24 protein-coding genes and 1 tRNA gene are annotated in these 22,302 nt (G+C 61.2%); 13 read left to right on the forward strand and 12 right to left on the reverse strand.

The annotated features are described in order from the left end of the window. Positions 1–10: 10 nt before the first annotated feature. Genes tatA through tatC form a run of 3 tightly spaced genes read left to right on the forward strand, consistent with a single transcriptional unit; the run spans position 11 to position 1,637 of the window. A complete protein-coding gene (gene tatA / locus KU887_RS02100) occupies positions 11–241 on the forward strand; it encodes a Sec-independent protein translocase subunit TatA (RefSeq protein ID WP_006477115.1) in 231 nt (76 codons plus the stop codon). A gap of 26 nt (positions 242–267) precedes the next feature. Continuing rightward, positions 268–807, forward strand: coding sequence for a Sec-independent protein translocase protein TatB (gene tatB / locus KU887_RS02105; RefSeq protein WP_058902245.1), 540 nt, complete (start codon positions 268–270; stop codon positions 805–807). 41 nt (positions 808–848) lie between these two features. Next, positions 849–1,637 carry a twin-arginine translocase subunit TatC gene (gene tatC, locus KU887_RS02110; protein WP_006485341.1) on the forward strand — a complete coding sequence of 263 codons (789 nt, stop codon included), beginning with the start codon at positions 849–851 and terminating at the stop codon, positions 1,635–1,637. A 209-nt stretch (positions 1,638–1,846) separates the two neighbouring features. Here tatC and KU887_RS02115 read toward each other — a convergent pair whose 3' ends face one another. Further along, on the reverse strand, positions 1,847–3,052 hold the full coding sequence (locus tag KU887_RS02115) for a Do family serine endopeptidase (RefSeq protein ID WP_006494427.1): 1,206 nt from the start codon (positions 3,050–3,052) through the stop codon (positions 1,847–1,849). Positions 3,053–3,073: 21 nt separating this feature from the next. On the opposite strand from KU887_RS02115, the gene KU887_RS02120 reads away from it, so the two are divergent. The 8 genes from KU887_RS02120 (at position 3,074) to KU887_RS02155 (ending at position 9,606) form a co-directional block, all read left to right on the forward strand. After that, entirely contained in the window at positions 3,074–3,820 is a 747-nt protein-coding gene (locus tag KU887_RS02120; RefSeq protein WP_006485336.1) for a Nif3-like dinuclear metal center hexameric protein, read from the forward strand. Between the two features lie 218 nt (positions 3,821–4,038). Further along, positions 4,039–4,659, forward strand: a complete 621-nt coding sequence (gene petA, locus KU887_RS02125; RefSeq protein ID WP_006491868.1) for a ubiquinol-cytochrome c reductase iron-sulfur subunit — start codon at positions 4,039–4,041, stop codon at positions 4,657–4,659. After that, positions 4,659–6,041 (forward strand): cytochrome bc complex cytochrome b subunit, encoded by a 1,383-nt coding sequence (locus KU887_RS02130; protein ID WP_006485333.1) that lies wholly within the window; start codon positions 4,659–4,661, stop codon positions 6,039–6,041. The genes petA and KU887_RS02130 overlap by 1 nt, the downstream gene beginning before the upstream one ends. A 21-nt stretch (positions 6,042–6,062) precedes the next feature. Beyond that, positions 6,063–6,821, forward strand: coding sequence for a cytochrome c1 (locus KU887_RS02135; protein ID WP_258253946.1), 759 nt, complete (start codon positions 6,063–6,065; stop codon positions 6,819–6,821). A gap of 94 nt (positions 6,822–6,915) precedes the next feature. After that, complete coding sequence (locus KU887_RS02140; protein WP_006400565.1) at positions 6,916–7,527, forward strand: glutathione S-transferase N-terminal domain-containing protein; 612 nt, start codon at positions 6,916–6,918, stop codon at positions 7,525–7,527. Positions 7,528–7,598: 71 nt separating this feature from the next. Continuing rightward, positions 7,599–8,120, forward strand: a complete 522-nt coding sequence (locus tag KU887_RS02145; RefSeq protein WP_258253978.1) for a ClpXP protease specificity-enhancing factor — start codon at positions 7,599–7,601, stop codon at positions 8,118–8,120. Between the two features lie 18 nt (positions 8,121–8,138). Then, positions 8,139–8,214: transfer RNA gene (locus tag KU887_RS02150), tRNA-Thr, on the forward strand. A 174-nt stretch (positions 8,215–8,388) separates the two neighbouring features. Continuing rightward, a complete protein-coding gene (locus KU887_RS02155) occupies positions 8,389–9,606 on the forward strand; it encodes an integrase arm-type DNA-binding domain-containing protein (protein ID WP_258253985.1) in 1,218 nt (405 codons plus the stop codon). 614 nt (positions 9,607–10,220) lie between these two features. Here the strand turns inward: KU887_RS02155 and KU887_RS02160 are convergent. The 8 genes from KU887_RS02160 to KU887_RS02195 all read right to left on the reverse strand — a co-directional run bounded on the left by KU887_RS02160 (position 10,221) and on the right by KU887_RS02195 (position 15,687). Continuing rightward, positions 10,221–13,082, reverse strand: a complete 2,862-nt coding sequence (locus tag KU887_RS02160; protein ID WP_258253990.1) for a DUF927 domain-containing protein — start codon at positions 13,080–13,082, stop codon at positions 10,221–10,223. Between the two features lie 127 nt (positions 13,083–13,209). After that, on the reverse strand, positions 13,210–13,536 hold the full coding sequence (locus tag KU887_RS02165) for a hypothetical protein (RefSeq protein ID WP_004556769.1): 327 nt from the start codon (positions 13,534–13,536) through the stop codon (positions 13,210–13,212). 9 nt (positions 13,537–13,545) lie between these two features. Further along, positions 13,546–13,893, reverse strand: a complete 348-nt coding sequence (locus KU887_RS02170) for a hypothetical protein (RefSeq protein ID WP_009908645.1) — start codon at positions 13,891–13,893, stop codon at positions 13,546–13,548. Then, entirely contained in the window at positions 13,886–14,098 is a 213-nt protein-coding gene (locus KU887_RS02175) for a hypothetical protein (RefSeq protein ID WP_006765346.1), read from the reverse strand. The genes KU887_RS02170 and KU887_RS02175 overlap by 8 nt, the downstream gene beginning before the upstream one ends. After that, the gene (locus KU887_RS02180) at positions 14,091–14,393 is read right to left on the reverse strand and encodes a hypothetical protein (RefSeq protein WP_258253996.1); all 303 of its coding nucleotides are present in this window, start codon (positions 14,391–14,393) and stop codon (positions 14,091–14,093) included. The genes KU887_RS02175 and KU887_RS02180 overlap by 8 nt, the downstream gene beginning before the upstream one ends. Continuing rightward, the gene (locus KU887_RS02185; protein ID WP_212226119.1) at positions 14,386–14,562 is read right to left on the reverse strand and encodes a hypothetical protein; all 177 of its coding nucleotides are present in this window, start codon (positions 14,560–14,562) and stop codon (positions 14,386–14,388) included. The genes KU887_RS02180 and KU887_RS02185 overlap by 8 nt, the downstream gene beginning before the upstream one ends. Positions 14,563–14,890: 328 nt before the next feature. Beyond that, positions 14,891–15,415, reverse strand: coding sequence for a hypothetical protein (locus tag KU887_RS02190; RefSeq protein ID WP_212226121.1), 525 nt, complete (start codon positions 15,413–15,415; stop codon positions 14,891–14,893). Beyond that, entirely contained in the window at positions 15,412–15,687 is a 276-nt protein-coding gene (locus tag KU887_RS02195; RefSeq protein WP_230941575.1) for an AlpA family transcriptional regulator, read from the reverse strand. Before KU887_RS02195 ends, KU887_RS02190 begins: the two co-directional genes overlap by 4 nt. 711 nt (positions 15,688–16,398) lie before the next feature. On the opposite strand from KU887_RS02195, the gene KU887_RS02200 reads away from it, so the two are divergent. Continuing rightward, a complete protein-coding gene (locus KU887_RS02200) occupies positions 16,399–18,405 on the forward strand; it encodes a hypothetical protein (RefSeq protein WP_063807445.1) in 2,007 nt (668 codons plus the stop codon). A gap of 381 nt (positions 18,406–18,786) precedes the next feature. Here KU887_RS02200 and KU887_RS02205 read toward each other — a convergent pair whose 3' ends face one another. The 3 genes from KU887_RS02205 to KU887_RS02215 are packed head-to-tail and all read right to left on the reverse strand — an operon-like array spanning position 18,787 to position 20,596. Next, positions 18,787–19,086 carry a hypothetical protein gene (locus KU887_RS02205; protein WP_060285957.1) on the reverse strand — a complete coding sequence of 100 codons (300 nt, stop codon included), beginning with the start codon at positions 19,084–19,086 and terminating at the stop codon, positions 18,787–18,789. Continuing rightward, on the reverse strand, positions 19,083–19,700 hold the full coding sequence (locus tag KU887_RS02210) for a nucleotidyltransferase domain-containing protein (protein WP_258253999.1): 618 nt from the start codon (positions 19,698–19,700) through the stop codon (positions 19,083–19,085). Before KU887_RS02210 ends, KU887_RS02205 begins: the two co-directional genes overlap by 4 nt. Before the next feature lie 2 nt (positions 19,701–19,702). After that, a complete protein-coding gene (locus tag KU887_RS02215) occupies positions 19,703–20,596 on the reverse strand; it encodes a pentapeptide repeat-containing protein (protein ID WP_258254000.1) in 894 nt (297 codons plus the stop codon). 557 nt (positions 20,597–21,153) lie between these two features. Here KU887_RS02215 and KU887_RS02220 point away from each other — a divergent pair. Beyond that, complete coding sequence (locus tag KU887_RS02220; RefSeq protein WP_111442232.1) at positions 21,154–21,729, forward strand: recombinase family protein; 576 nt, start codon at positions 21,154–21,156, stop codon at positions 21,727–21,729. Positions 21,730–22,302: the final 573 nt, after the last annotated feature.

Consider the following 22,302-nt stretch of genomic DNA (forward strand, 5'->3'; position numbering starts at 1 on the left):
AGGTTTCATCATGGGTGGATTGAGCATTTGGCACTGGCTGATCGTGCTGCTGATCGTCGCGCTGGTTTTCGGTACGAAGAAGCTGCGCAACATCGGCAACGACCTCGGCAGCGCCGTGAAGGGTTTCAAGGACGGCATGAAGGAAGGCGAAACGCCGGCGGATGCGCAGCAACTGCCGCGTTCGGGTGCGGTCGACGTCAACGCGAAGGAAACGACGCGTTCCGATTCGAACAAGGCGTAACGCCGGCACGCTGACAGGCATTCGCGATGCTGGATCTCGGTCTTTCGAAGATGGCGCTGATCGGCGTCGTCGCGCTCGTGGTGCTCGGCCCCGAGCGCCTGCCGCGCGTCGCGCGCACGGCAGGCGCGCTGTTCGGCCGCGCGCAGCGGTACATCAACGACGTGAAGGCCGAGGTCTCGCGCGAAATCGAACTCGACGCGCTGCGGACGATGAAGACCGATTTCGAATCGGCCGCGCGCAATGTCGAGACGACGATTCACGACAACTTGCGCGAGCACGAGAAGGCACTGAACGACACGTGGCATTCCGCGGTCGGCGGTCTTGACGGGGCTGCCGGCGACGCCGGGTCCGTCGGCTCCGCTGGTTCCGATACGCCCGCGGCGCCGTCGTGGCGCGGCAGTTCGGCCGCGCTTGCGCCGAAGCGCCGCAACTGGCGCATCAAGCAGGCGGCGGCGCCCGTCTGGTACAAGCGCGCGACGACCCGTCGCACGCACGTGCAGTCGGGCGCCGCGCGTGTCGCGCGTCATCAGCCGGCCAGCCTGCGCCGGCCGACGCGCTTCTTCTGAGTCGAGCGCATGCTCGCTCGTCAATCCTACCGAGGGCCGGTGTGAGCGACCCCCAGCAGAACCCGGGCGACGCCCCGGAAGAAACCTTCATTTCCCATCTCGTCGAGCTTCGCGATCGCATCATTCGCGCGGGGTTGGCCGTGATCGTCGTGTTCCTCGGGCTCGTCTACTGGGCGCCGGACATCTTCAAGCTGCTCGCGCGGCCGCTGATGGACAACCTGCCGAAAGACGGCAAGATGATCGTCACCGACGTCACCGGCTCGTTCTTCGTGCCGATGAAGGTCACGATGCTCGTCGCGCTCGTGATCGCGCTGCCGATCGTGCTGTACCAGATCTGGGCGTTCGTCGCGCCGGGGCTGTACCAGCACGAGAAGAAGCTCGTCGCGCCGCTCGTCGGCAGCAGCTACTTCCTGTTCCTGTGCGGGATGGCGTTCGCGTACTTCCTCGTGTTCCCGACGATCTTCCGCGTGATGGCGCACTACAACGCGCCGCTCGGGGCCGAGATGACGACCGACATCGACAACTACCTGAGCTTCGTGCTCGGGATGTTCATCGCGTTCGGGGTCACGTTCGAGGTGCCGATCGTCGTCGTGCTGCTCGTCCGGATGGGCGTGCTGTCCCTGAAGAAGCTGAAGGAGATGCGGCCGTACGTGATCGTCGGCGCATTCGTGGTCGCGGCGGTCGTCACGCCGCCGGACGTGTTTTCGCAACTGATGCTGGCGCTGCCGCTCGTCGTGCTGTTCGAGATCGGGCTGCTGGCCGCACGGTTCTTCGTGCCGAAGAAGCCGGCCGAAGAGGGCGAGGCGGGGAACGGCGAAGCCGCGGGTTGACGGCGCGGCGCCGGGCGGCTTTCCGGTCAAGCTGGAGGGGCCGGTACCTGCTGCGGTTGGCTCCGGCCAGCGCGTGCCCACGCCGCCTTCGCGGCACCCGACATCGTTTTGAAGCAAAGCAAAAGGGCAGCCAGCCGGCTGCCCTTTTCCATTTCCGCGGCGCATCACGACGCGTCGCAACCGGCAGGCGGCGCGCCGCCTGCCCAGCCTCATTCGCTATCGCTGTCCTGCTCGTCGAGCGTCTGCTTCGGCGGCGGCGGGCGCTTGCCGATCACGACGTTCACGTCGAACTGCTTGCCCTTGCGTACGACGTGCACCTTGGTCGGCGTGCCCGGCTTGATCTGCGCGACGACGTTCAGCAGCTTCGTGGTGTCGGTGATGTCCTCGCCGTTGACGCTCACCAGGATGTCGCCCGGCTTGATGCCGGCCTTGTCGGCCGGGCCGCCCTGCAGCACGCCCGCGACGATCGCGCCCGATTTCTGCTGGAGCCCGAACGACTCGGCGATCTCCGGCGTGACGTCCTGCGGCTCGACGCCGATCCAGCCGCGCGTGACCGAGCCCGTCGTGATGATGCTTTCGAGCACCGTGCGCGCGGTCGAGACCGGAATCGCGAAACCGATGCCGAGCGAGCCGCCGGAGCGCGAGTAGATCGCCGTGTTGATGCCGAGCAGGTTGCCGTTCACGTCGACCAGCGCGCCGCCGGAGTTGCCGGGGTTGATCGGCGCGTCGGTCTGGATGAAGTTCTCGAACGTGTTGATGCCGAGGTGGTTGCGGCCGAGCGCGCTGATGATCCCCATCGTGACCGTCTGGCCGACGCCGAACGGGTTGCCGATCGCGAGCACGACGTCGCCGACGCGCGACTGGTCGGAGCGGCCGAGCGTGATCGTCGGCAGGTTCGTCATGTTGATCTTGAGCACGGCGAGATCGGTTTCGGGATCGCTGCCGATCACCTTCGCGGTGGCCGTGCGGCCGTCGGCGAGCGCGACTTCGATCTGGTCGGCGCCGTCCACGACGTGCTGGTTCGTTAGAATGTAACCTTCCGGGCTCACGATAACGCCCGAGCCGAGGTTGGCGGCCGGCTCGTCCTGCTGCTTGCGGGCGTTGCGGTCGCCGAAGAAGTAACGGAACAGCGGATCCTTCGCGCGCGGGTCGGGCGGCAGCGAGCCGTCCTTGCTGGAGAACACGTTGACGACGGCCGGCATCGCCTTCTGCGCGGCTTCGGCATACGACGTGGTCGCCGGTGCGCCGCCGATGCCCGGCGCGACTTCCCGCAGCGCGACGATCGGCGTGGCAAGCTGCTTGCCGAGCTGTCCTTGCCGTTGCAGCCATTGCGGCTTGAGCGTCACGACGATGAACATCAGCGCGAGCAGTACGGTCACCGCCTGCGCGAAGAACAGCCAGAAGCGTCTAAGCATCTGAATGGATTAGAGGTTTATATGGATCGGATCGAACTTGAATTGTACTTGAACAATACCCTTGAAACCGCGCGCTTCAAGGACTATTGCCCGAACGGCCTGCAGGTCGAGGGGCGCCGCAAGATCGAGAAGATCGCCACCGGCGTGACGGCGTCGGTCGCCTTCCTCGAAGCCGCGCTCGAATGGGGTGCGGATGCCGTGCTCGTCCATCACGGCTATTTCTGGCGCAACGAGGCGCCGCAGATCACCGGCCGCAAGTATCAGCGCCTGAAGCTGCTGCTCGCGAACGACCTGAACCTGTTCGCGTTCCACCTGCCGCTCGACGCGCATCCCGAATTCGGCAACAACGCGCAGCTCGGCGAAAAGCTCGGCCTGATCGGCGAGCAGCGGTTCGGCGAAGGCGATCTCGGCTGGATGGCGACGCTGCCGATGCCCGTCACGCTCGAGCACTTCGTCGCGAAGGTCGAGAACACGCTGGGCCGCACGCCGCTCGTGCTCGGCGATCCGGACACGCAGTTGCGCCGCATCGCGTGGTGCACGGGCGCCGCGCAGAGCTATTTCGACGCGGCGATCGACGCCGGCGCCGACGTGTTCCTGACCGGCGAGGTGTCCGAGTCGACCACCCACGCGGCGGCGGAGAGCGGCGTCGCGTTCGTTGCGGCGGGGCACCATGCGACCGAGCGCTACGGGATCCAGGCGCTTGGGCGCCACTTGTCCGAAGAATTCGATCTCGAACACCTTTTTATCGATATTCATAATCCGGTCTGAGCGCCGGATTTGCGGCAGTGCATCGAAATTTCACAATGTAGCATCCGCTTAAAAGTGAAATGATTTAATCGCTCCGATAGTGGGGGATAACCCTTAACTATCAATCACTTCGAAGGGATTTTCATCTCCGGGCCTTGTAAATGGCGACTCCATTCGAGCAAACTAGCGGCGGAATGGAAAGTCGTGACGGAAAATCCAACTCAGAAGTGGGGCGTGTGATGCGAGACAAGGAAGAGAAACGCGTCGACAGCGGCCGCCGTACCTGGCTGATTGCGACATCCGTAGCAGGTGGCGTAGGAGGCGTAGCCACCGTCATACCTTTCGCGGCGTCGCTTGCGCCGTCCGCGAAAGCGAAAGCGGCCGGTGCGCCGGTCGAGGTCGACATCAGCGGCCTGAAGCCCGGCGAAATGGTCACCGTGCCGTGGCGCGGCAAGCCGGTCTGGATCCTGAATCGCACCGATTCGATGCTGGCCGACGTGGTCAAGGCCGACAAGGAAGTGGCCGATCCGGCCACGAAATCCCCGTATTCGATGCCGTTGCCCGCGTATTGCGCCAACGAATATCGGTCGCGGGCCGATCGCAAGAACATTCTCGTCGTGATGGCCGTGTGTACGCACCTCGGCTGCACGCCTAGCCAACGCTTCACGCCGGGTCCGCAGCCGAACCTGCCGGACGACTGGCCGGGCGGTTTCCTGTGCCCGTGCCACGGTTCGACCTACGACCTCGCCGGCCGTGTGTTCAAGAACAAGCCGGCGCCTCAGAATCTCGACATCCCGCCCTACATGTTCACGTCGGCGACGACCCTCGTGATCGGCAAGGACGAGAAAGGAGAAGCGTGATGGCCGCCGACAACAAGGAAGTCTCCACCACAGGTTTCACCGGCTGGATCGACCAGCGCTTCCCGCTCACGTCCACCTGGAAGAAGCACGTATCCGAGTATTACGCGCCGAAGAACTTCAACTTCTGGTACTTCTTCGGCTCCCTCGCGCTGCTGGTGCTCGTCAACCAGATCGTCACGGGCATCTTCCTGACGATGAACTACAAGCCCGACTCGATGCTCGCGTTCGCGTCGGTCGAGTACATCATGCGCGAGGTGCCGTGGGGCTGGCTGATCCGCTACATGCACTCGACCGGTGCATCGATGTTCTTCGTGGTCGTCTACCTGCACATGTTCCGCGGGCTGCTGTACGGTTCGTACCGCAAGCCGCGCGAGCTCGTGTGGATCTTCGGCTGCGCGATCTTCCTGTGCCTGATGGCCGAAGCGTTCTTCGGCTACCTGCTGCCGTGGGGCCAGATGTCGTTCTGGGGCGCGCAGGTGATCGTGAACCTGTTCTCGGCGATCCCGTTCGTCGGCCCGGACCTGTCGCTGTGGATTCGCGGCGACTACGTCGTGTCCGACGTCACGCTGAACCGCTTCTTCGCGTTCCACGTGATCGCGATTCCGCTGGTGCTGGTCGGCCTCGTCGTCGCCCACCTGGTCGCGCTGCACGAAGTGGGGTCGAATAACCCCGACGGCATCGAGATCAAGGCGAAGAAGGACGAGAACGGCATTCCGCTCGACGGCATCCCGTTCCACCCGTACTACTCGGTCCACGATTTCCTCGGCGTGTGCGTGTTCCTGATGGTGTTCGCGCTGATCGTGTTCTTCTCGCCGGAGATGGGCGGCTACTTCCTCGAGGCGAACAACTTCGTCCCGGCGAACCCGCTGCAGACGCCGCCCGAGATCGCGCCGGTCTGGTACTTCACCGCGTTCTACGCGATGCTGCGCGCGACCACCGACCCGTTCAAGATCGTGCTGATGATCGTGATCGCGCTGCTCGGCGTGCTCGCGCTGATCCGCGCGCGCGGCAAGTGGAAGGTCGGGCTGCCGGTGCTGGCGGCCGCGATCGTCGTGTTCATGTACCTGACGGAGTCGAAGTTCTGGGGCGTCGTCGTGATGGGCTCGGCGGTGATCTCGCTGTTCTTCCTGCCGTGGCTCGACCGCAGCCCGGTGAAGTCGATCCGCTACCGGCCGCTGTTCCACAAGGTGTTCCTCGGGATCTTCGTCGCGGCGTTCCTGACCCTCGCGTTCCTCGGCACGCGGCCGCCCTCGCCGGCGGCGACGCTGATCGCGCAGTTCTGCGCGTTGATCTACTTCGCGTTCTTCCTCGGCATGCCCGTCTGGACGCCGCTTGGCACGTTCAAGCAGCCGCCGGAGCGGGTGCGCTTCAAGCCCCATTAACGTGAGCGAGGAGAGAACGACATGAAGAAACTGCTTTCGACACTCGCGCTGATCGGGGCGACCGCCTGTGCGCTGCTGGCGGCGCCGGCCGTGCGGGCGGAGGGTAATTTTCCGCTCGACCGGGCGCCCGATAACACGGAAAATCTCGTTTCGCTTCAGCACGGCGCGCAATTGTTTGTAAACTATTGCCTGAACTGCCACAGCGCGAACCTGATGCGCTACAACCGTCTGACGGATCTGGGCATATCCCAGAAGGAGATCGAAACGAATCTCCTGTTCACGACCGACAAGGTCGGGAACACGATGTCCGTTGCGATGCGGCCCGACGACGCGAAGAACTGGCTCGGCACCACGCCGCCCGACCTGTCGGTCGAGGAGCGCGCGCGCGGCCGCGACTGGCTGTACACGTATCTGCGGAGCTTCTACCGCGACGATACGCGGCCGACCGGCTGGAACAACGCGGTGTTCGAGAACGTCGGCATGCCCCATGTGTTGTGGCAGCTGCAGGGGCAGCGCGTTGCCAAATTCGAAGACAAGACGGACGAGGAGACGGGCGAGCAGGCCCACGTGCTCGTCGGCTTCCAGCAGGTCACGCCGGGCACGCTCTCGTCGCCCGACTACGATGCTGCGGTCGCCGACCTGGTGGCCTATATGACATGGATGTCCGAGCCGGCCCAGCAGACCCGCAAGCGCCTCGGCGTGTGGGTGCTGATCTTTCTCGGTGTCCTGACTTTCCTGGCCTGGCGGCTGAATGCCGCGTACTGGAAAGATATCAAGTAAACACGCCTGACCGGCGTGGGGCCGGCGCAAGGCGGAACCCGTGAAAGGGGTTGCGCCGCGTGCCGGCCCTCGGCTTTTTTGAGGAAACGCAAATATGATGGTTCTGTATTCCGGCACAACTTGCCCGTTCTCCCAGCGTTGCCGGCTGGTGCTGTTCGAGAAGGGCATGGACTTCGAAATCCGCGACGTCGACCTGTTCAACAAGCCGGAAGACATTTCGGTGATGAACCCGTACGGTCAGGTGCCGATCCTGGTCGAGCGCGACCTGATCCTGTACGAATCGAACATCATCAACGAGTACATCGACGAGCGCTTCCCGCATCCGCAACTGATGCCGGCCGACCCGGTGCAGCGCGCCCGTGCGCGCCTGTTCCTGCTCAACTTCGAGAAGGAACTGTTCGTCCACGTCAGCACGCTCGAGAACGAGAAGGGCAAGGCGGCGGAGAAGAATCACGAGAAGGCCCGCCTCGCGATCCGCGATCGCCTGACGCAACTCGCGCCGATCTTCGTGAAGAACAAGTACATGCTCGGCGAAGAGTTCTCGATGCTCGACGTCGCGATTGCACCGCTGCTGTGGCGCCTGGATCACTACGGCATCGAGCTGTCGAAGAACGCCGCGCCGCTGATGAAGTACGCCGAACGGATCTTCAGCCGTCCGGCCTACATCGAAGCACTGACGCCGTCCGAAAAGGTCATGCGTCGTTAATGTTGCAATGAAGGCATGACGGAGCGGGTGGCGCGGCGTGCCGCGCGCCCGCTCCGGGTTCGAGGATTGTGATGCAAGAGATTTCAACGAAGCCTTATCTGCTGCGCGCGTTGTACGAGTGGTGCACCGATAACGGTTACACGCCGCATATCGCGGTGAGGGTCGACAACTCGACGCGCGTGCCGCGTCAGTTCGTGCGTGACGGCGAGATCGTGCTCAACATCAGCTTCGAGGCGACGAGCCAGTTGCAGATGGGCAACGAGTGGATCGAGTTCACGGCCCGGTTCTCCGGGAAGGCGCACAAGATCGAGATTCCGGTGGCCAACGTGCTCGCGATCTATGCGCGCGAGAACGGGCAGGGCATGGCGTTCCAGGTCGATGCGGTCGCGGGCGAAGGCGAGGATTCGGGCGCGTTCGACGATGATGCCGCGCAAGCCGATGACGCGCAGCGTGACGAGTCCGTCTCGCCGTTGGCGCCGGTCACCGATAGCGGTGCGAACGAGGAGCCGTCCGAAGGGGCCGACGAACCGCCGAAAACCGACGGCGACGGCTCGAAAGGCGGCAGCAGACCTCGCCTCAAGATCGTGAAATGAGGTAGAATCTCGCGCTACGCCGGCTTAGCTCATCTGGTAGAGCAGTTGATTTGTAATCATCAGGTGGCGGGTTCGAGTCCTGCAGCCGGCACCAAACACTAGTATCAAGTAGTACCGGGAAGTCCCAAAACCCGCGTCCGGCCTAGCGCTGACGCGGGTTTTTTGTTTCTGGAAGTGCCGAGTGGAACCGGTGCATCCCGAAAATTTGGGGGTAAGATTCGGGGTATGACTTCCCGGATTTGGGGGTATGCCGTACCCCCGACGAATAATGAAAACCAAACCTCTTACCGACGCCAAGTGCCGCAACGCTAGATTCGATGAGGCCGGGGGAAACAAACTCTTCGACGGTGGCGGCCTGTATCTCGATCTGCGCTCCAGTGGTTCGAAGAAATGGCGGCTCAAATACCGGTTCAATGGCAAAGAAAACCTGCTGACGTTCGGCGACTATCCCGCGACGTCGCTCGCTGATGCTCGGTCGAGGCGTGACGAAGCGAAGCGGCTGTTAGCGGAAGGGAAGAACCCTGCGTTCGAGCGTGACGTCGAGAAGCAGACTCGCGCCATTGCCGCACAGAACACCTTCGAGGCCGTCGCGCTGGAGTGGTACGAGGCGCAGCAAGCGACATGGAGCGCTTCGCACGCGAACCGAGTCAAGAAACAGCTCGATCGCGAGGTGTTTCCCCTGATCGGCCAGCGCCCGATTTCTTCGATCGGCGCCCCGGATTTGCTCGCGGTCATTCGACGAATCGAAGGACGAGAGGCGTTCGAGACGGCGCGCAAGACGTTGCAGACATGCGGCCAAGTCTTTCGCTATGCCGTTGCAACGAGCCGTGCCGAGCGAGATCCGTCGCCGGACCTGCGAGGCGCATTGAAGGCGGTGCCCGTCAAGCATATGGCGCGAGTCGGTGAAAGCGAGCTGCCGGAGTTGCTTCGCTCGATCGCTTCCTATGAAGGCGAGCCCGAGACCCGGCTCGCTCTGCGATTCCTGGCATTGACGTTCGTTCGCACCATCGAGCTGCGGCAGGCCGAATGGACGGAGATCGATTTGGAGCGCCGAGAGTGGCGCATTCCGGCCGAGAAGATGAAAATGCGCCGCGTGCATATTGTGCCGCTCGCCGAGCAGACGATCGCGCTGCTTTCCGAGCTGCACGCGCTGACGGGCCACCGTCGCTGGCTGTTCCCGAACAGCCGCAGACCGTTGCAGCAGATGAGCGAGAACACGATTCTGTATGCTCTATACCGGATGGGCTATCGCAGTCGCATGACCGGACACGGGTTCCGCGGCCTTGCCTCAACGATCTTGAACGAGAAGGGCTTCAATTCCGACTGGATCGAGCGTCAGCTCGCGCACTCCGAGCAGGACGGTGTGCGGGCGGCATACAACCACGCGGAGTATCTGTCCGAGCGCCATCGCATGATGCAGTGGTGGGCGGACTATCTCGACAAACAGGGCGGGGCGAAGATCATCTCTATCGCGGCGGCAAGATAGAACCGTGCCCCCACGCGTATGACCCCCTTCCCGGGCACCTCCCACCGATTTTTCAGAGTTGGCACCGCACTGCCCACTCCCTGCAATTCGGTATGAATATGACCCCCCTTGGGGTGTCGCGGCTAGAGAGAAAACGCGGGTGTGAGCCCCCGCGTCTTTGCCCTAGACGCAGGGTCCCCCGCTTTCTGGCCGCCCTGACACTTGCGGCAGGTGCAACAATGCCCGATCGGGGCGCATCGCGGACACCCCCCTCGAAAACGCGTCTCCTACACCCGTCGATTCCCGGAGAGCCGCACCCCGTCTAACTTCGCGGTCGACGCAGACGGTCGACGCCTGTCCGCTCAGTGCAAAACAAGTTGGAGATTTGGAGATAAACGCCTGAATCGGCCGCAAAGCCTTGTGGGGTAAGGCTTCGTGTGTCTCCAAACGATTTGGAGAACGCTGGAGATACTGGAGATAAGCCGGGCTGGATTGTTACGGCTGAGGCAAGATTCGCGGCAGCCGCCCGCCCGGTTCCATCTGGAGCGTATCGCTCAAAGTAACTTTGACGCACGGGCCAAAAATGCCGCGCAAAGGAATGCCCGCCACCGCCCTCCCGGACGGCGGCGGCGCTTTCACAGCTCAAGCGTGAAGATGGACGGCAGCACGCGGTAGACCATGAACTTGCCGTGGCCGGGGATGTATTCCTGCCGGTACGGATAGCCATCGCTACGCGGCATCAGCACGCCGCGCTTCATCAGTGCCTTGGCAACGATCTTGTGATCGAAGCCGGCGCACACGTCCTTGCGAAACACGGCCGCTTCGATCAGGTACTCCGTCTCGACGCTTTCGGCATCGTCGGCGCTCATCTTGCCGCCGAACTCGGCGTAATACTCGCGATCGGAGGCGATGGGCGTGCGGCGCTCGTCGCGTTTCACGTGCTGCTTGAAGCCCGCTCGATGCGGCACGTTCGGTCGATGGTCGTCCTGCGCCCGGTTCATCCACACGAAACGGTTGTCGCCGTGTGCGGCGAGGAAATGCTGTACCTGCCGCACGGCTTCGGCCTCGTCCGAGTTGCCCGTGCCGCCGCGCAGTTCGAGCCAGCCTTCGAAGCAGCGACGCGCAGCCTCGACCGCTTCGCCCTGCGGCCAGCCGGTCAGTCCGTGCGCCGTCGCCAGCTCGCCGGCCACCGCAACGAGGCAGAACCGTTTGGCGACGCGCGCGACCTGCGAATGCGAGCCGTCCGGCACCCATTGCCCGACCAGCTCATCGACACGCATGCGCAGATGCTCGGCCAGCTCGCCGGCCTGCGACGACGCCCACTCGATGAACGCGGGGCCGGCCGTGCCGTAGTGCATGCCGGTGTGCCGCTCTAGATGCTCGATCAGCGCGGCCGGCGTCGGGAAGCCGTGCAGCTTCTCCACGACGCCCATTTCGCCGACCTCGGCGGGGATCGCGGGCAAGCGCACCTCGATACCGCCTTTCATCGGCTTGTTGCCCTCGGCCATCAGCGCGGACACGCTCTTTTCGCCGTTCGACAGGAACAGCAGACGCCACGTGAGCACGGGCTTGGCCGAGCCGCTACGCGACGCGCGGGCCTTGCCCGACTCGTTCGCGAGCATGTAAATCACATCGCCGACCAGACGCGGCTCGACCTGCCCGATTTCATCGAGGATCAGCAGGGCGTCGCTATGCTGCGTGGCGACGGCTTCGAGGGCGTTGTCGGTCGCTTTCCAGCTCCGCACGTAGTCCGGCGAGCCGAACACGGACGCCGCGATGACGCCGCCCGTCGACTTACCCTTGGACGTCGTGCCGAGCAGGTGGAAGCCGCCCGACTGAAGCCCGGAGAAGTGCAGCAGCGGGCCAGCGAAGGCGGTAGCGACGCAGAACGCCAACCGGCTATTTCCGACGCAGTACGCCGCGACCTCGCGTCGCCAGTCGTCCAGCGTGCCGCGCTCCTTGAACTGACTCTGGATCGGCGTATCGGCCTGATAGATCAGCGCCTCTTTGCCGGTGCCGATTACGCGATCGGGCAGCACGAACGCGCCGTGATGCCAGCCGACGCGCGGCACGCAGCGCACGCGCTCGTCCGGCTGCGCCATCTGGATATAGTTGGCGATCTGCGTGCGGGCGATCTGCGTCACGCCAAGCTTCACGCCCATATCGAGCAGCATCCGGCGCAGCTCCGTGCCGTCGCCGGCAAAGAGGCCGGCCGGCACCGCCCACCGCTTCAGGATGCCGTCGCGGTCCGTGAATTCGAGCAGGTAGCCCCACTCGCTGTTCATCTCGTTGCGCGTCTCTGCGATCACGTCGATACGTGTGCTGACCCAATGCGGCGGCAGCGGATCGCCCTGATTGTTGAAGCCGTGAAACCACACGCCCTTGTCGTCGACGACGAACCGCGACTTGCCGTCCTGCGCGCGGGCTGTTTTCGGGCGCTTGGCGGGCTTCGCGGCGGCTGGAGCAGCCTTGCCCTTGCCGGCATCCGACGACCCGGCCGGCGCGAGCGCAGCGCGCACGGCGGCGGCCACCGCATCCGGACCGAGGTGCGCAGCCAGGTCGTTGAAGTCGGTGCCGGCTGCCGGGCGGTTCGGACCGAAGTCCGGCACGGCGACGATGCCGGCGATGGCGTCGGCCGCCGCGCGGGCCTTCGTCACTCCCGGATTGCCCTTCGTCGTGTGGTCGTCGTCCGCGCATACGACGATACGGGCGTCCGGATACTGGCTGCGCAGTGCCGTCGCCACGGCGTGCAGGTTGCCTGCATCGAACGCGACGGCGACCGGATAGCCCGTCGCGGCCGCGAGCGTTGCGCACGTGGCGTAACCCTCGCCAATCAGCAGCGTGGCCGGCGCGGAAGACAGCGGGCCGCCGATCAACGAGAAGCAGCCCGCCTTGCGGCCGTTTGGCAGATAGCGTTTCTGGCCATCCGTGAGGATGAATTCCAGCGTCCACAGCTTGCCGTCCGCGTCGCGCGCCGGGATGGCGAGCGCACCGTCGCATGCGGCCGTGCCGATGCACAAGCCGCCGCGATAGACGCGCAGCGCGTCGACCGGGATGCGCTTGCGAACGAGGTACGGGTGATCGGCCGGCGCGGGCTCGGCCGCCGACCAGATCGACTCAGCGAGCGCCGACGCGGCTTGCTGCTTCTCGGTCAGTTCGGCCAGCTCGGCCGCTTCGCGTGCCGCACGCTCGGCCTTCTGCCGCTCGCGCTCCGCTGGATCGATGGGCTTGGCTCGATGCGCACGCGGATCGAAGCCGCCGAGCTTGGCGAGGTGAAACAGCGTGTTGATGGTGATCTTGCCGCCCTTGAACGACTTCCACACATCGCGCGCGTCCTTGCCGTTGTAGTTCTGCGCGCCTTGGCTCCATTCGTTCCAGAGGGCGAAGCCCTCCTCGCCAAACTCGGCCTTGAGCGCCATTCCCACCTGACGCCACGTGTCGCGGTCGTCGGGCGGAACATAGCCGAGCGCGACTCTCGCCCGCTCGAATTCGGACATGGGTGCGTTACTCATAGGTTCCCACTGGACGCGCGTCGGTCGGCTTCCGATTAGTAGTCCATATCGGGAAAGCAGCTACCCGACGCGCGAAGAATTGAATGATGCGATGATGCCTAGCGGCGCAGCGTCAGCCGGCCGCGCGAGGCACCGACAAAACCGCACCGCCCGCCGTGACGTCGTTGCTGTAGACGTAGCGGCCGAGCCGCGACTCGCCAAGGGCGTCGTTCGCTGCCTCCAGCGCCGCGCCGATCGACGGCAGGGACGCGCGGAACAGGCTCAGCACAAGCCAGTAATCGTCATCGGACATGGCTTTGTCGGCCGCCCAATGCAGGCTGTCCAGCAGCTCCATGGCGTCACTGATTCGCGTCCCGATGCGGTTGCGATCGGGGCGGTTCACCTCGGCCACGAAGTGCGACGCGAGCGGTTGCACGGCATTCTTGTTCGTCTTTGCCATGACCGCCCCTCAGTGCGTCGTGCGTGGTTCGCGCGTGACCAGACCGAGCGCCGCGAACAGGTGCTGTTGCACGCGTCCCATCAGGCCGGCCGCGAATGCTTGGCGGCTGATCGTCACGCGATGCGCGTCGACGTCGCCCGCATCCTGCATGGCAGCTTCCATGCCGCGCGCGAACGCGGCGGCTTGATGCGCCGCATAGTCGTGCAGCCGCACGTCGCCTTTCAGGTCGAGCCATGCGTCGGCGCAGATCGCGCCCAGGTCGACAGCGAATTGCAGCTCGATCGGTGCGCCGGTATCCAACGGCGGTGCGTTGTCGAATCCGTCGACAACCGCGGTTCGGATGCGCTGGTCAGTCATGGCACACCTCCGGCTGCGCGGTACGGCGCATTTCGGCCGAATACCGGCTTGCAACGCTTTGCCCCATGTCGACGAGCGCGCGCTCGTAGGTACCCTCAGCAAGATGCGAACGGACGGCATCGAACAGGGCTTCGAGCTGGGCGAACTGATGGGCCGCACACATGGCGATCATCGTGACTTCGTTCGGCAGGCGGTATTTAGACATGGCGCACCTCCAGAATCGACGCGAGGAGTTGCCCGATGTCGATCGTGCAATCCAGCTCCGCTTCGCCGCGAATCGGCGTGAGGTTCCAGTCGTGGACGGCTGCGTGCGTGAATTCGCCGGACCGCCGACCGTAGACACTGCGCCCCGTGACGGGACCGCCCAAGATCCGCACGCGCCAATCGTGATCAGGCGTCGGACGAGCCGATGCGACCTCAACCAGCATGCCGATACGCGTGCGAGCATCGCACTGCGTGACGATCGCCAGATCGCCGATCTTGCAGCGCAGCTCAGCCATGACGCACCTCCGCACGGACGAGCGCGGCGATTGCGGCCAATGCTGCGCCGGTTGCATCGAGCGCGTCTTGGTACGTGTTGGTCGTTGCTGCGTCGCGCAGTGCTGCGCGGACGATGGATTGAATGAGGCGGGATTGCTGCCCGGTATGGGCGTGCATGGACTGGCGCATGGATTGCGACCTCCTCTGGTGGGTTGAACCACCCGGACCTCAACGCCAATTGAGGTGGCCGGGCGCATGGCGGCGTTGGCGTACCGGACCCAGAGGAAACCGGCGAGCGCGAGCGCTCCACCACCAAGGCCCGACCGTAGAAGGCGCTTAGTGTGCGGACGTAAAAAAACCGCGCTGAGGCGGTCATCCGCCTCTGGAGATTGCCGGACGCCAATCCGGGTCGCTGTTGTCTCAGCGACGCGCACAGGATACCGCGCGATGCTGGACGACGCAAATCGCGACGCCCCTCGCCGCGTATTGCCCAGTGCAAAGTGACTTTGGGGGAGCATCAGACCGCCTCTCCCTTGAGCACGGCGGTCGCCAGCTTGAGCTGTTCGATATCCAGTCGCGAGCTGCCCTGCGCCAGTGATTGGCCGAGCGCGACGCCCCGCAGCAGGGCGCTAGCTTCCAAACGGCGCGTCCCGTCCGTGCACTGCGCATCGATGTCGTTGTAAAGCGCACGATAGGCTTTCCGCAGCTGTCGATACTGCCGACGACGATAGTTGGCCGAATCCTCTTCAGCGGCGGCGATCGCCTGGACGAACTTCTCGCAGGCGGTGCCAAGTTGCTTTGTCGTCAGGTGCGGGGCTTCGAGCGCGAGCGTCGAGGCGAGCGTGACGGCGATCGCGACGAGCTTCCCGGCGTCGTCGCCACGGTTCCAGAAGCAGCCCTCGATGTCATCGAGGATTCCTGCGAGCTTGCGGAGTCGGGCGTCGCGGCAACGCACGAACGCGGCGTCGCGGGCCGTGACGGCTGCGCCCATCGCGCGACCATACGGGCCGCCGCGATCGATCGTAAGGGAGGGCGCGCTCATGCTTGCTCCCGCGTCGATTGGCGGGATTCGACCCAGTTCTGGACGTCTTGCGCGCGCCAGCCGACGCTCCTGGCACCCAACTGGACCGGCGCTGGAAACTTGCCTTCACGAATCCAGCGATACAGCGTCGTTTTCTTGACGCCGACGCAATCCAGCACACCAATAAGTCGAAGAATCTTAAGAGCCATTTTCTGTTCAGAAATGGCCTGTTCCGCAAGAAGGTGGAAAGCGGCGGCAATAAACCACGCCGTACTATCAAAGTACGGGCGCAATGAAGTTCGGGGGAGACGCGCAAAGTAACTTTGCAAAGTTACTTTGCACGGCGCGCCGCGCGCGGTATCATTCGTCCTAACAAGAGCTATGCGTTTCCTAGGCGCGGTGGCTCTTGTGGTTCCTCCAATTATGGAACAGGCAGCCAAGCCAAAAATCGCCGGCGGGATGTGTTGGTAGCACACCCCCGGCACCCTCTCGTCAGCGCGACGAAATATGCTCAACGATTGAGCATTCCCCGCCTTTTTCCTTGCATCGCCCACAGATTCCTAGAACCGTGTTCGATTAGGTGCTAACAAGCACCGCAATTATATCGAAAGGTCTGCCCCCATAAAAGGTTTCTCTCGGATTATCTAAAACTGCAATATGTGGCGCCACTGTTCAGCCACTAACGGTCGCCTGATCCAGCGATGTCTTTGACTCTGAAGAGTCAGTAAACGGCGCAACCAATCATTCGCTGTTACCAACTTCAACTGCCATCGAGTGTGGATCACGCAAGTACCCGGCTTATGCGGTCCGCCAGTCGCCGATGCCTCCTGATCGCACCGCGCGTAGGCGAAAACCTATAGCTACGGCTCGCGCCTTCGGTTTGAAAACGATTTGACGGCTACGTAAGTGGCATAATGACCGCGCAGTTGCAGCCGCCGACAGCGCTTACGGCAACTTGTCGAACATGAAGCGGCGCTAGCGATTCCAGTAACGGGGGGGCGACCATGGATAGCGATGTAGAGAATCTGGTTCGATCGATCGGCTTGCCGGCAAAACGAGCAATGATCCCGTTGTTCGAAGCTGTTTCAAACAGCATGCACGCGATCGAAGAGCGCTTCAACGGCGACACGCGGCAGGGTGTTATCGAAATCGAGATATATGAACGCCGCGATTTATTTGACGCTCCTGAAGCGGAAGGCGTCGCGTGGCCGGTTGATGGACTTGCCATTGTCGACAATGGCTCGGGTTTTCATGCTGATAACCTAGCATCGTTCACGAAAGTGTACAGCAATCGCAAACTTGGAATCGGCGGGAAAGGGTTCGGGCGGTTCACGTTTCTGAAAGTGTTCGCCGATGCAAGAGTTGAGAGCGTATACGCGGTTGAGGATCAATCCTATGAGCGTATCTGCTTTACCTTCGACGCTGCCAGCGAAGTCCAGATTGAGTCAAAGGCAACGCACGTTGGTCAACATCAGACTGTCGTCCACCTGCGAGGAGCTCGCGAAACGTACATTAAGTATCTAACGTCGGATCCTATGGTAGTAGCGGAGCGCATTATTGAACACTTCTTGCCGCTATTCGCTCTGGGCAGAATACCAAAGATCTCAGTGCGCTGTGGTGGTAGAACGGTGGATTTACGCGCATTGTATGAGGAGAGCATTGGTTTACGTACGGCGCGGGATACGATCAACTACTTAGGGCATCCCTTCGAGCTAGCTTACATCCGGAATTACCGAGCCAACGCCGTTCCGCGCATCGTACTCTGCGGAAATGGGCGCGCTGTAATCGAAGACGAACTGGGCAAGATCGCTACGGAGATGCCGGAGCGTTTGCTTGATGAGGACGGCAAGCCGTATGGACTTCGCGTGTTGGTAAGTGGTGACTATTTGGATCGCCACTTGGACCTAACGCGGACGAGTGTTATTTTCCAGAGTGACGATGGTGATCTTGAAGACGAGCAGCTGATTAACAAGGCTGATCTTTTTGAGAAGATTGGCACGGCGGTGCGCGACAGATTCAGCAAAGAAATCGGTGAGACCGTTGCCAAACGGGAGGCCCAGCTCCATGAGCTTGTCCGTGACATGCCGGAATATCGAATCCTGACCCATACGAAATACCGCGACCGTGTTCTTCGACGGGTGCGTTTCAGCGGCGGGAAAAACGCCATTGATGCAGAACTATGGCGCGAACTTCGCGAGATTGAATCCGAGCACCGTGTGGAAGGTTCGCGAATTCGCAAGCTGCTAGACGATGGCCTGGAGGCAGAATATCGCCAGCGGATTGAAGAGTATACAGAAACTGAAAACGAGCTTGGCAAGTCGCAGTTAGCCAAGTATATCGTGCACCGCCGCGTAATCCTGGATCTCCTGGAGCGCTCGTTACAAAAGCTGGCCGGCGACGAAAGCTATGCGCTGGAGCAAGACCTGCACAACCTTGTGTTCCCCATGGGCAAGACGTCTGTCGACATATTCCGAGACCAGCAAAATTTGTGGGTGATTGACGAGGGTCTTAGCTTCCATTCGATTCTCGCGTCAGACAAGAAGATGAAGTCGATTCCTGGACTCGAAAGCAATTCGAACAAGGAGCCGGACATTATTGGTTGCTTTTACGACAGGGCGATTACGGTTGGACCGGATTCAGATGACGCGACAGGTGCCGCCGTCGTAATCGAATTCAAGCGGCCGAAGCGGGACGATTTTTCGACTACTGATCCCTTGCGGCAGATTACGGATCGATTCTTTGAGTTACGGGAAGGATCCGTAACTTCAGTGACAGGCCGTCAGATCAACGGCAAGAATTTGAGGTTCGTCGGTTATTTCATCGCTGACCTGACACCGTCCCTTAGGCGATGCTTGCGGAGCTTCGCTCACGAGACGTTCGATGGAGAGGGATATTATTTTCAGCCGCCTAACCTGCCCGCATACATTGAGGTTATCTCGTACGATCGACTGCTGCGAAACGCCCAGCGGCGCAATCGCATTCTCTTTGACAAGCTGGGGTTAGGTGGGTAACTCGCGATCGCTTCGCATCACCAGTCAGGGGGAAGCGGCTTCGTCGCCCGGGAACGGTGCATTCCATTTGTTCGCCGTGGTTTGCCAAGAACCGCTGACTCTTCGTTTCGCCGCCTCGGAACCGGCGTCGCAGGACTAGCCGAAGTCAACGGCGGAAATCGGCTGCGGAAGCTGCTGTTTATGTCAGGGCGGGTTGGCCGGCCGAAATGGCTCGACACGCGCTTCCGCCAGTCCAAGCGTAACGTCGTCGTCGTTGGGCCGCGTTCGGCCGTCTACGCCCGTTCGCTCGCGCTTCCGCGCGCGCATTCGAGCGGTGCCAACGCGCCAGATACTAGAACATTGAGGTACAAATTAGATCCGGCAAATCGTCTGCCGGAGCACTCACAGCTTTGTGCCGTCAACGATATTCCCGATACGCTGAGTCAGCTTGGAGACCTCGACTGAGAGAAGTCGATACTCATCAGTGACTTGTTCCTGACTTTTGTTTGCCAAGAAAAAGAGTTTTTCGGCCGATTCGAAGACAGTGCACGCAAGTTCGGCGGACGGGTCAATTCCGTTAACTCGGATCCAGCGGTCGATCGCCCCTTTAGAGAGGCCGTATAACTCCTCGTTCCAACGTTTGCCATTGACTAGGCTTAGAATAACGCGTTGCGCATCAATGCGATTGTTGAACTCGCTCATATCAGCCTCTGATTTTTTAGCGCTTCCATCCATTGAGGGACGATCGCAGCTGCTTTAACGGCAATGGATATCTCTTCGGGTAGGATGCTCTCTCCGTAGCCTCGTGTCGACAACAACCGAGCACGTGTCAGGATCGAGAACGCTCTAGGATCTATGTGAAGACATGGATTCACCATTAGAGGAGAGTTTCTCGAGAAGATAGGGTGTCCGAGTGAAAGCGAATGACAGGTCGCATAATTTCGGATCGCTAAAAACATGCATGACAGATGAAACACTGCGCTGTTGGACGAAAGTTCTAACTCTCGATAAGATCGATCAAATAGTTTTTTGAACTTATCGCAATCAGCAACGACGCCGCTATAGTGTGCAGGCTTTCCAAGGCTGGCCAGAAAATCGGAGCCATCCCATGAGAACAGCAACTTTGATTCCAGATACAGGTGCCAGGCGAAGGGGTTGCCGTCTTCCCACAGAGTCTGTAGCCGCTCGTATCGATAAATGGAATACTTCTCCGGATCAATCTGAGGAGAGAGCCCCTCGACGCATGCTAGCAGGTCGACATCAGACCCGCGATCGATCTCGCCGCGGCATACGGATCCAAAGGCGTAGATATGCATTTTCATCTCCGCCCAAACCGCTTGACGAGAATTGCTGTGAGGAAGGCGAATCCGACCAGACGAGTAGCGGCGATGATGGAAGAGAGCCAGATTGGATACGGGTGTGGGCTAGCGATTCCGAAGAATACTCCGGGTGATGCGGCTAAGCTCGCGAGATAGTTGTTCAAATCCCACACGTTGCCAAATCGGCCTGTATCATATAAGGCGATTAGAATGTGAGCCACGAAAATAGTGCGCATTAACTTAAGAGTGCTTTCCCCGTTGCCCCATATAAAATCTAATATCTTGAACTCAACCCACTTAAAAAACTGAGGCAATTTTTTCCAGCCGGGATATTTTTTCTGATAATACGTCTCTTTTGAGGACCAAGACTTTTTCAAATATCTTTCGGTGGCTTCAAGCTCCAGTGAGATGGCGCTATTGACAGCCTTCGCGTCGCCGATTTGCTGGAAGTTCATTCTCAGCGATCTGGCAAATCGCATTTTCAGATTTTCCTCGTTCGGAGCTTCTCGTTGCAGAATGTCGTCGTCGATCTGGCAGCGTTCAAAAACCGCGTACTTGAAATTGCAGCCGGAAAACGCGGACTGGTGAAAATTGCAGCCAACGAACCGGCAGCCGGTGAAGTCGCAGGAATCGAAAGAGCAGCTGTTGAAGTAGCAACCTTCGAATACACTGTGCTGGAAAGAAACCTTCCGGATCGTCTGCTTCCTGCCATTTAATCGGACGTAAACCTTGAACGCATAATCATTGGGTTTGTTCTCAATAGCGTCGCCGATATAAAGGTCAGTGATTACTTCACGGTTGCCCGGCAATAGTTCTTTGCGAGGCCTTTCCCCTTGGCTACCGAAGGTCTCCGCCGAGGTCTCTAACCGCGTGGGTGAGTTATCGTTCGTCATTTTTTGCTTATGTAGCTTGAGGTAAGCAACCAGCAGTATATTGATCGAATATCAAACGGTCTTCAATGGCAATTTGAGTGAACATTGGGTTCGATAAAACGTTGCACTGACGCACTGGATCCGCAGTCTGCGAAGTCTAGCACTCCATCGCTCACGCATCAGTTTCGCACTGGGCGCACTTTAGCGTGGCCCCTCGTGCTCTGGGTCTGCTTACGCAAGCATACATTCGAACGCATCTCTGAGTAGGGGCGGCGACGCCCGCTCTTGGCGATGACCTAGCGAAGGACTCGAAGGAACGAATAAATTCAAAACCTGCCATTAATGTGTAGTAGGTTCCGGTGACCCGATTGGGTCGGTCGTTGTCGTTCGAATTGTGGCGCCCTCCTGTCTGTCCCAGCGACCGACCAGAAGGCAATCGGCCTCCAATCAAATTGCGCCTGTCCGAAACCGATCCCTTGCGGACATGGGAGCTCAGTCATGTCCGAAAATAAGGCTTTCATACTTCCGGACATGCGGTATGATTCGGACATCCTTTTCGAACATATTGAGAGTGCAGCATGTCCCGGACCTTCGCATACGCCCGCGTCAGCACGACCGACCAAACAGCAGCTAACCAACTCCTTGAGATCGAGGCGGCCGGCTTTGCGGTCGACAAGCGTCGGGTGGTTACGGAGAGCATTTCCGGTAGCGTCAGTGCGCAACAGCGCCCGGGGTTCGCCGAGTTGCTTCTCAAGATGGAAGAGGGGGATGTGTTGATCGTGACCAAGCTGGATCGACTCGGTCGGAACGCGATGGACGTGCGGGAGACGGTTGAAGTGTTGGCAGATCGCGGCATTCGGATTCACTGCCTTGCACTGGGCGGCGTTGACCTGACAAGCGCGGCCGGCCGTATGACGATGCAGGTCTTAAACGCTGTTGCGGAGTTTGAACGCGATTTGTTGATCGAGCGAACGCAGGCCGGCATCGCGCGCGCAAAGGCGGAAGGCAAGGCGATGGGCCGCCCGTCCGCACTGAGCAAGCAACAACAGGACGAAGTGCGCCAGCAGTTGAGCCAAGGTGCGAGCGTCGCGAGTCTCGCGAAGAGCTATGGCACGAGCCGCCAGACGATCATGCGGGTGCGCGACGCAGTCTAAGCGGCGAACACCGTTCAACTCACGACCTGCTAGAGCCCGGCTCGCTCGGTGGTGGCGGAGCGAGCAGCTTAAAGGCGCGAGGAGGTGCATGCACGGTTCCGGGCTGGATGTCGGTCCGCATTGCCCAAATGGCCGCACTCAAAAGTGCGTCATGCCTCTCGTCGCTTCGCTCGGTGTTGCGGTAGGAGATCTCGCGTTGAAACGCTTGGACGGCATCCAAGACGGTCGGGGATGCGACCAACGTCAAAGCATTCACCGCGTCAGCGTAGCGCTCTTGCGCAGCGGGTGTTGATCGGCCTGAGACAATAGCAGACAGCGCGGCCATGTACTCTTGGTACCGATCTATCTTCACTTGCCGCCAATCGGACGCGTGCTCGCGCTTTTGAGCAAGTGTCGACGTAACTACCACACCGACTAGGGCGAATAAGCCGGATGCGAGCGCGGCGAGCACCGCCGATACCACTGCGGTGTTTGTCATGGTCAGCCCCCGAATTAACAATCACGTCGCGATTATGCCGCAGTCACTTGTGCCAATCAGCGGCACCATGGGGCGATGGCAAAGTAACTTTCTTG

Origin of the sequence: Burkholderia sp. EMB26 (assembly GCF_024730645.1) — a bacterium.
Classification (GTDB): Bacteria; Pseudomonadota; Gammaproteobacteria; order Burkholderiales; family Burkholderiaceae; genus Burkholderia; species Burkholderia cenocepacia.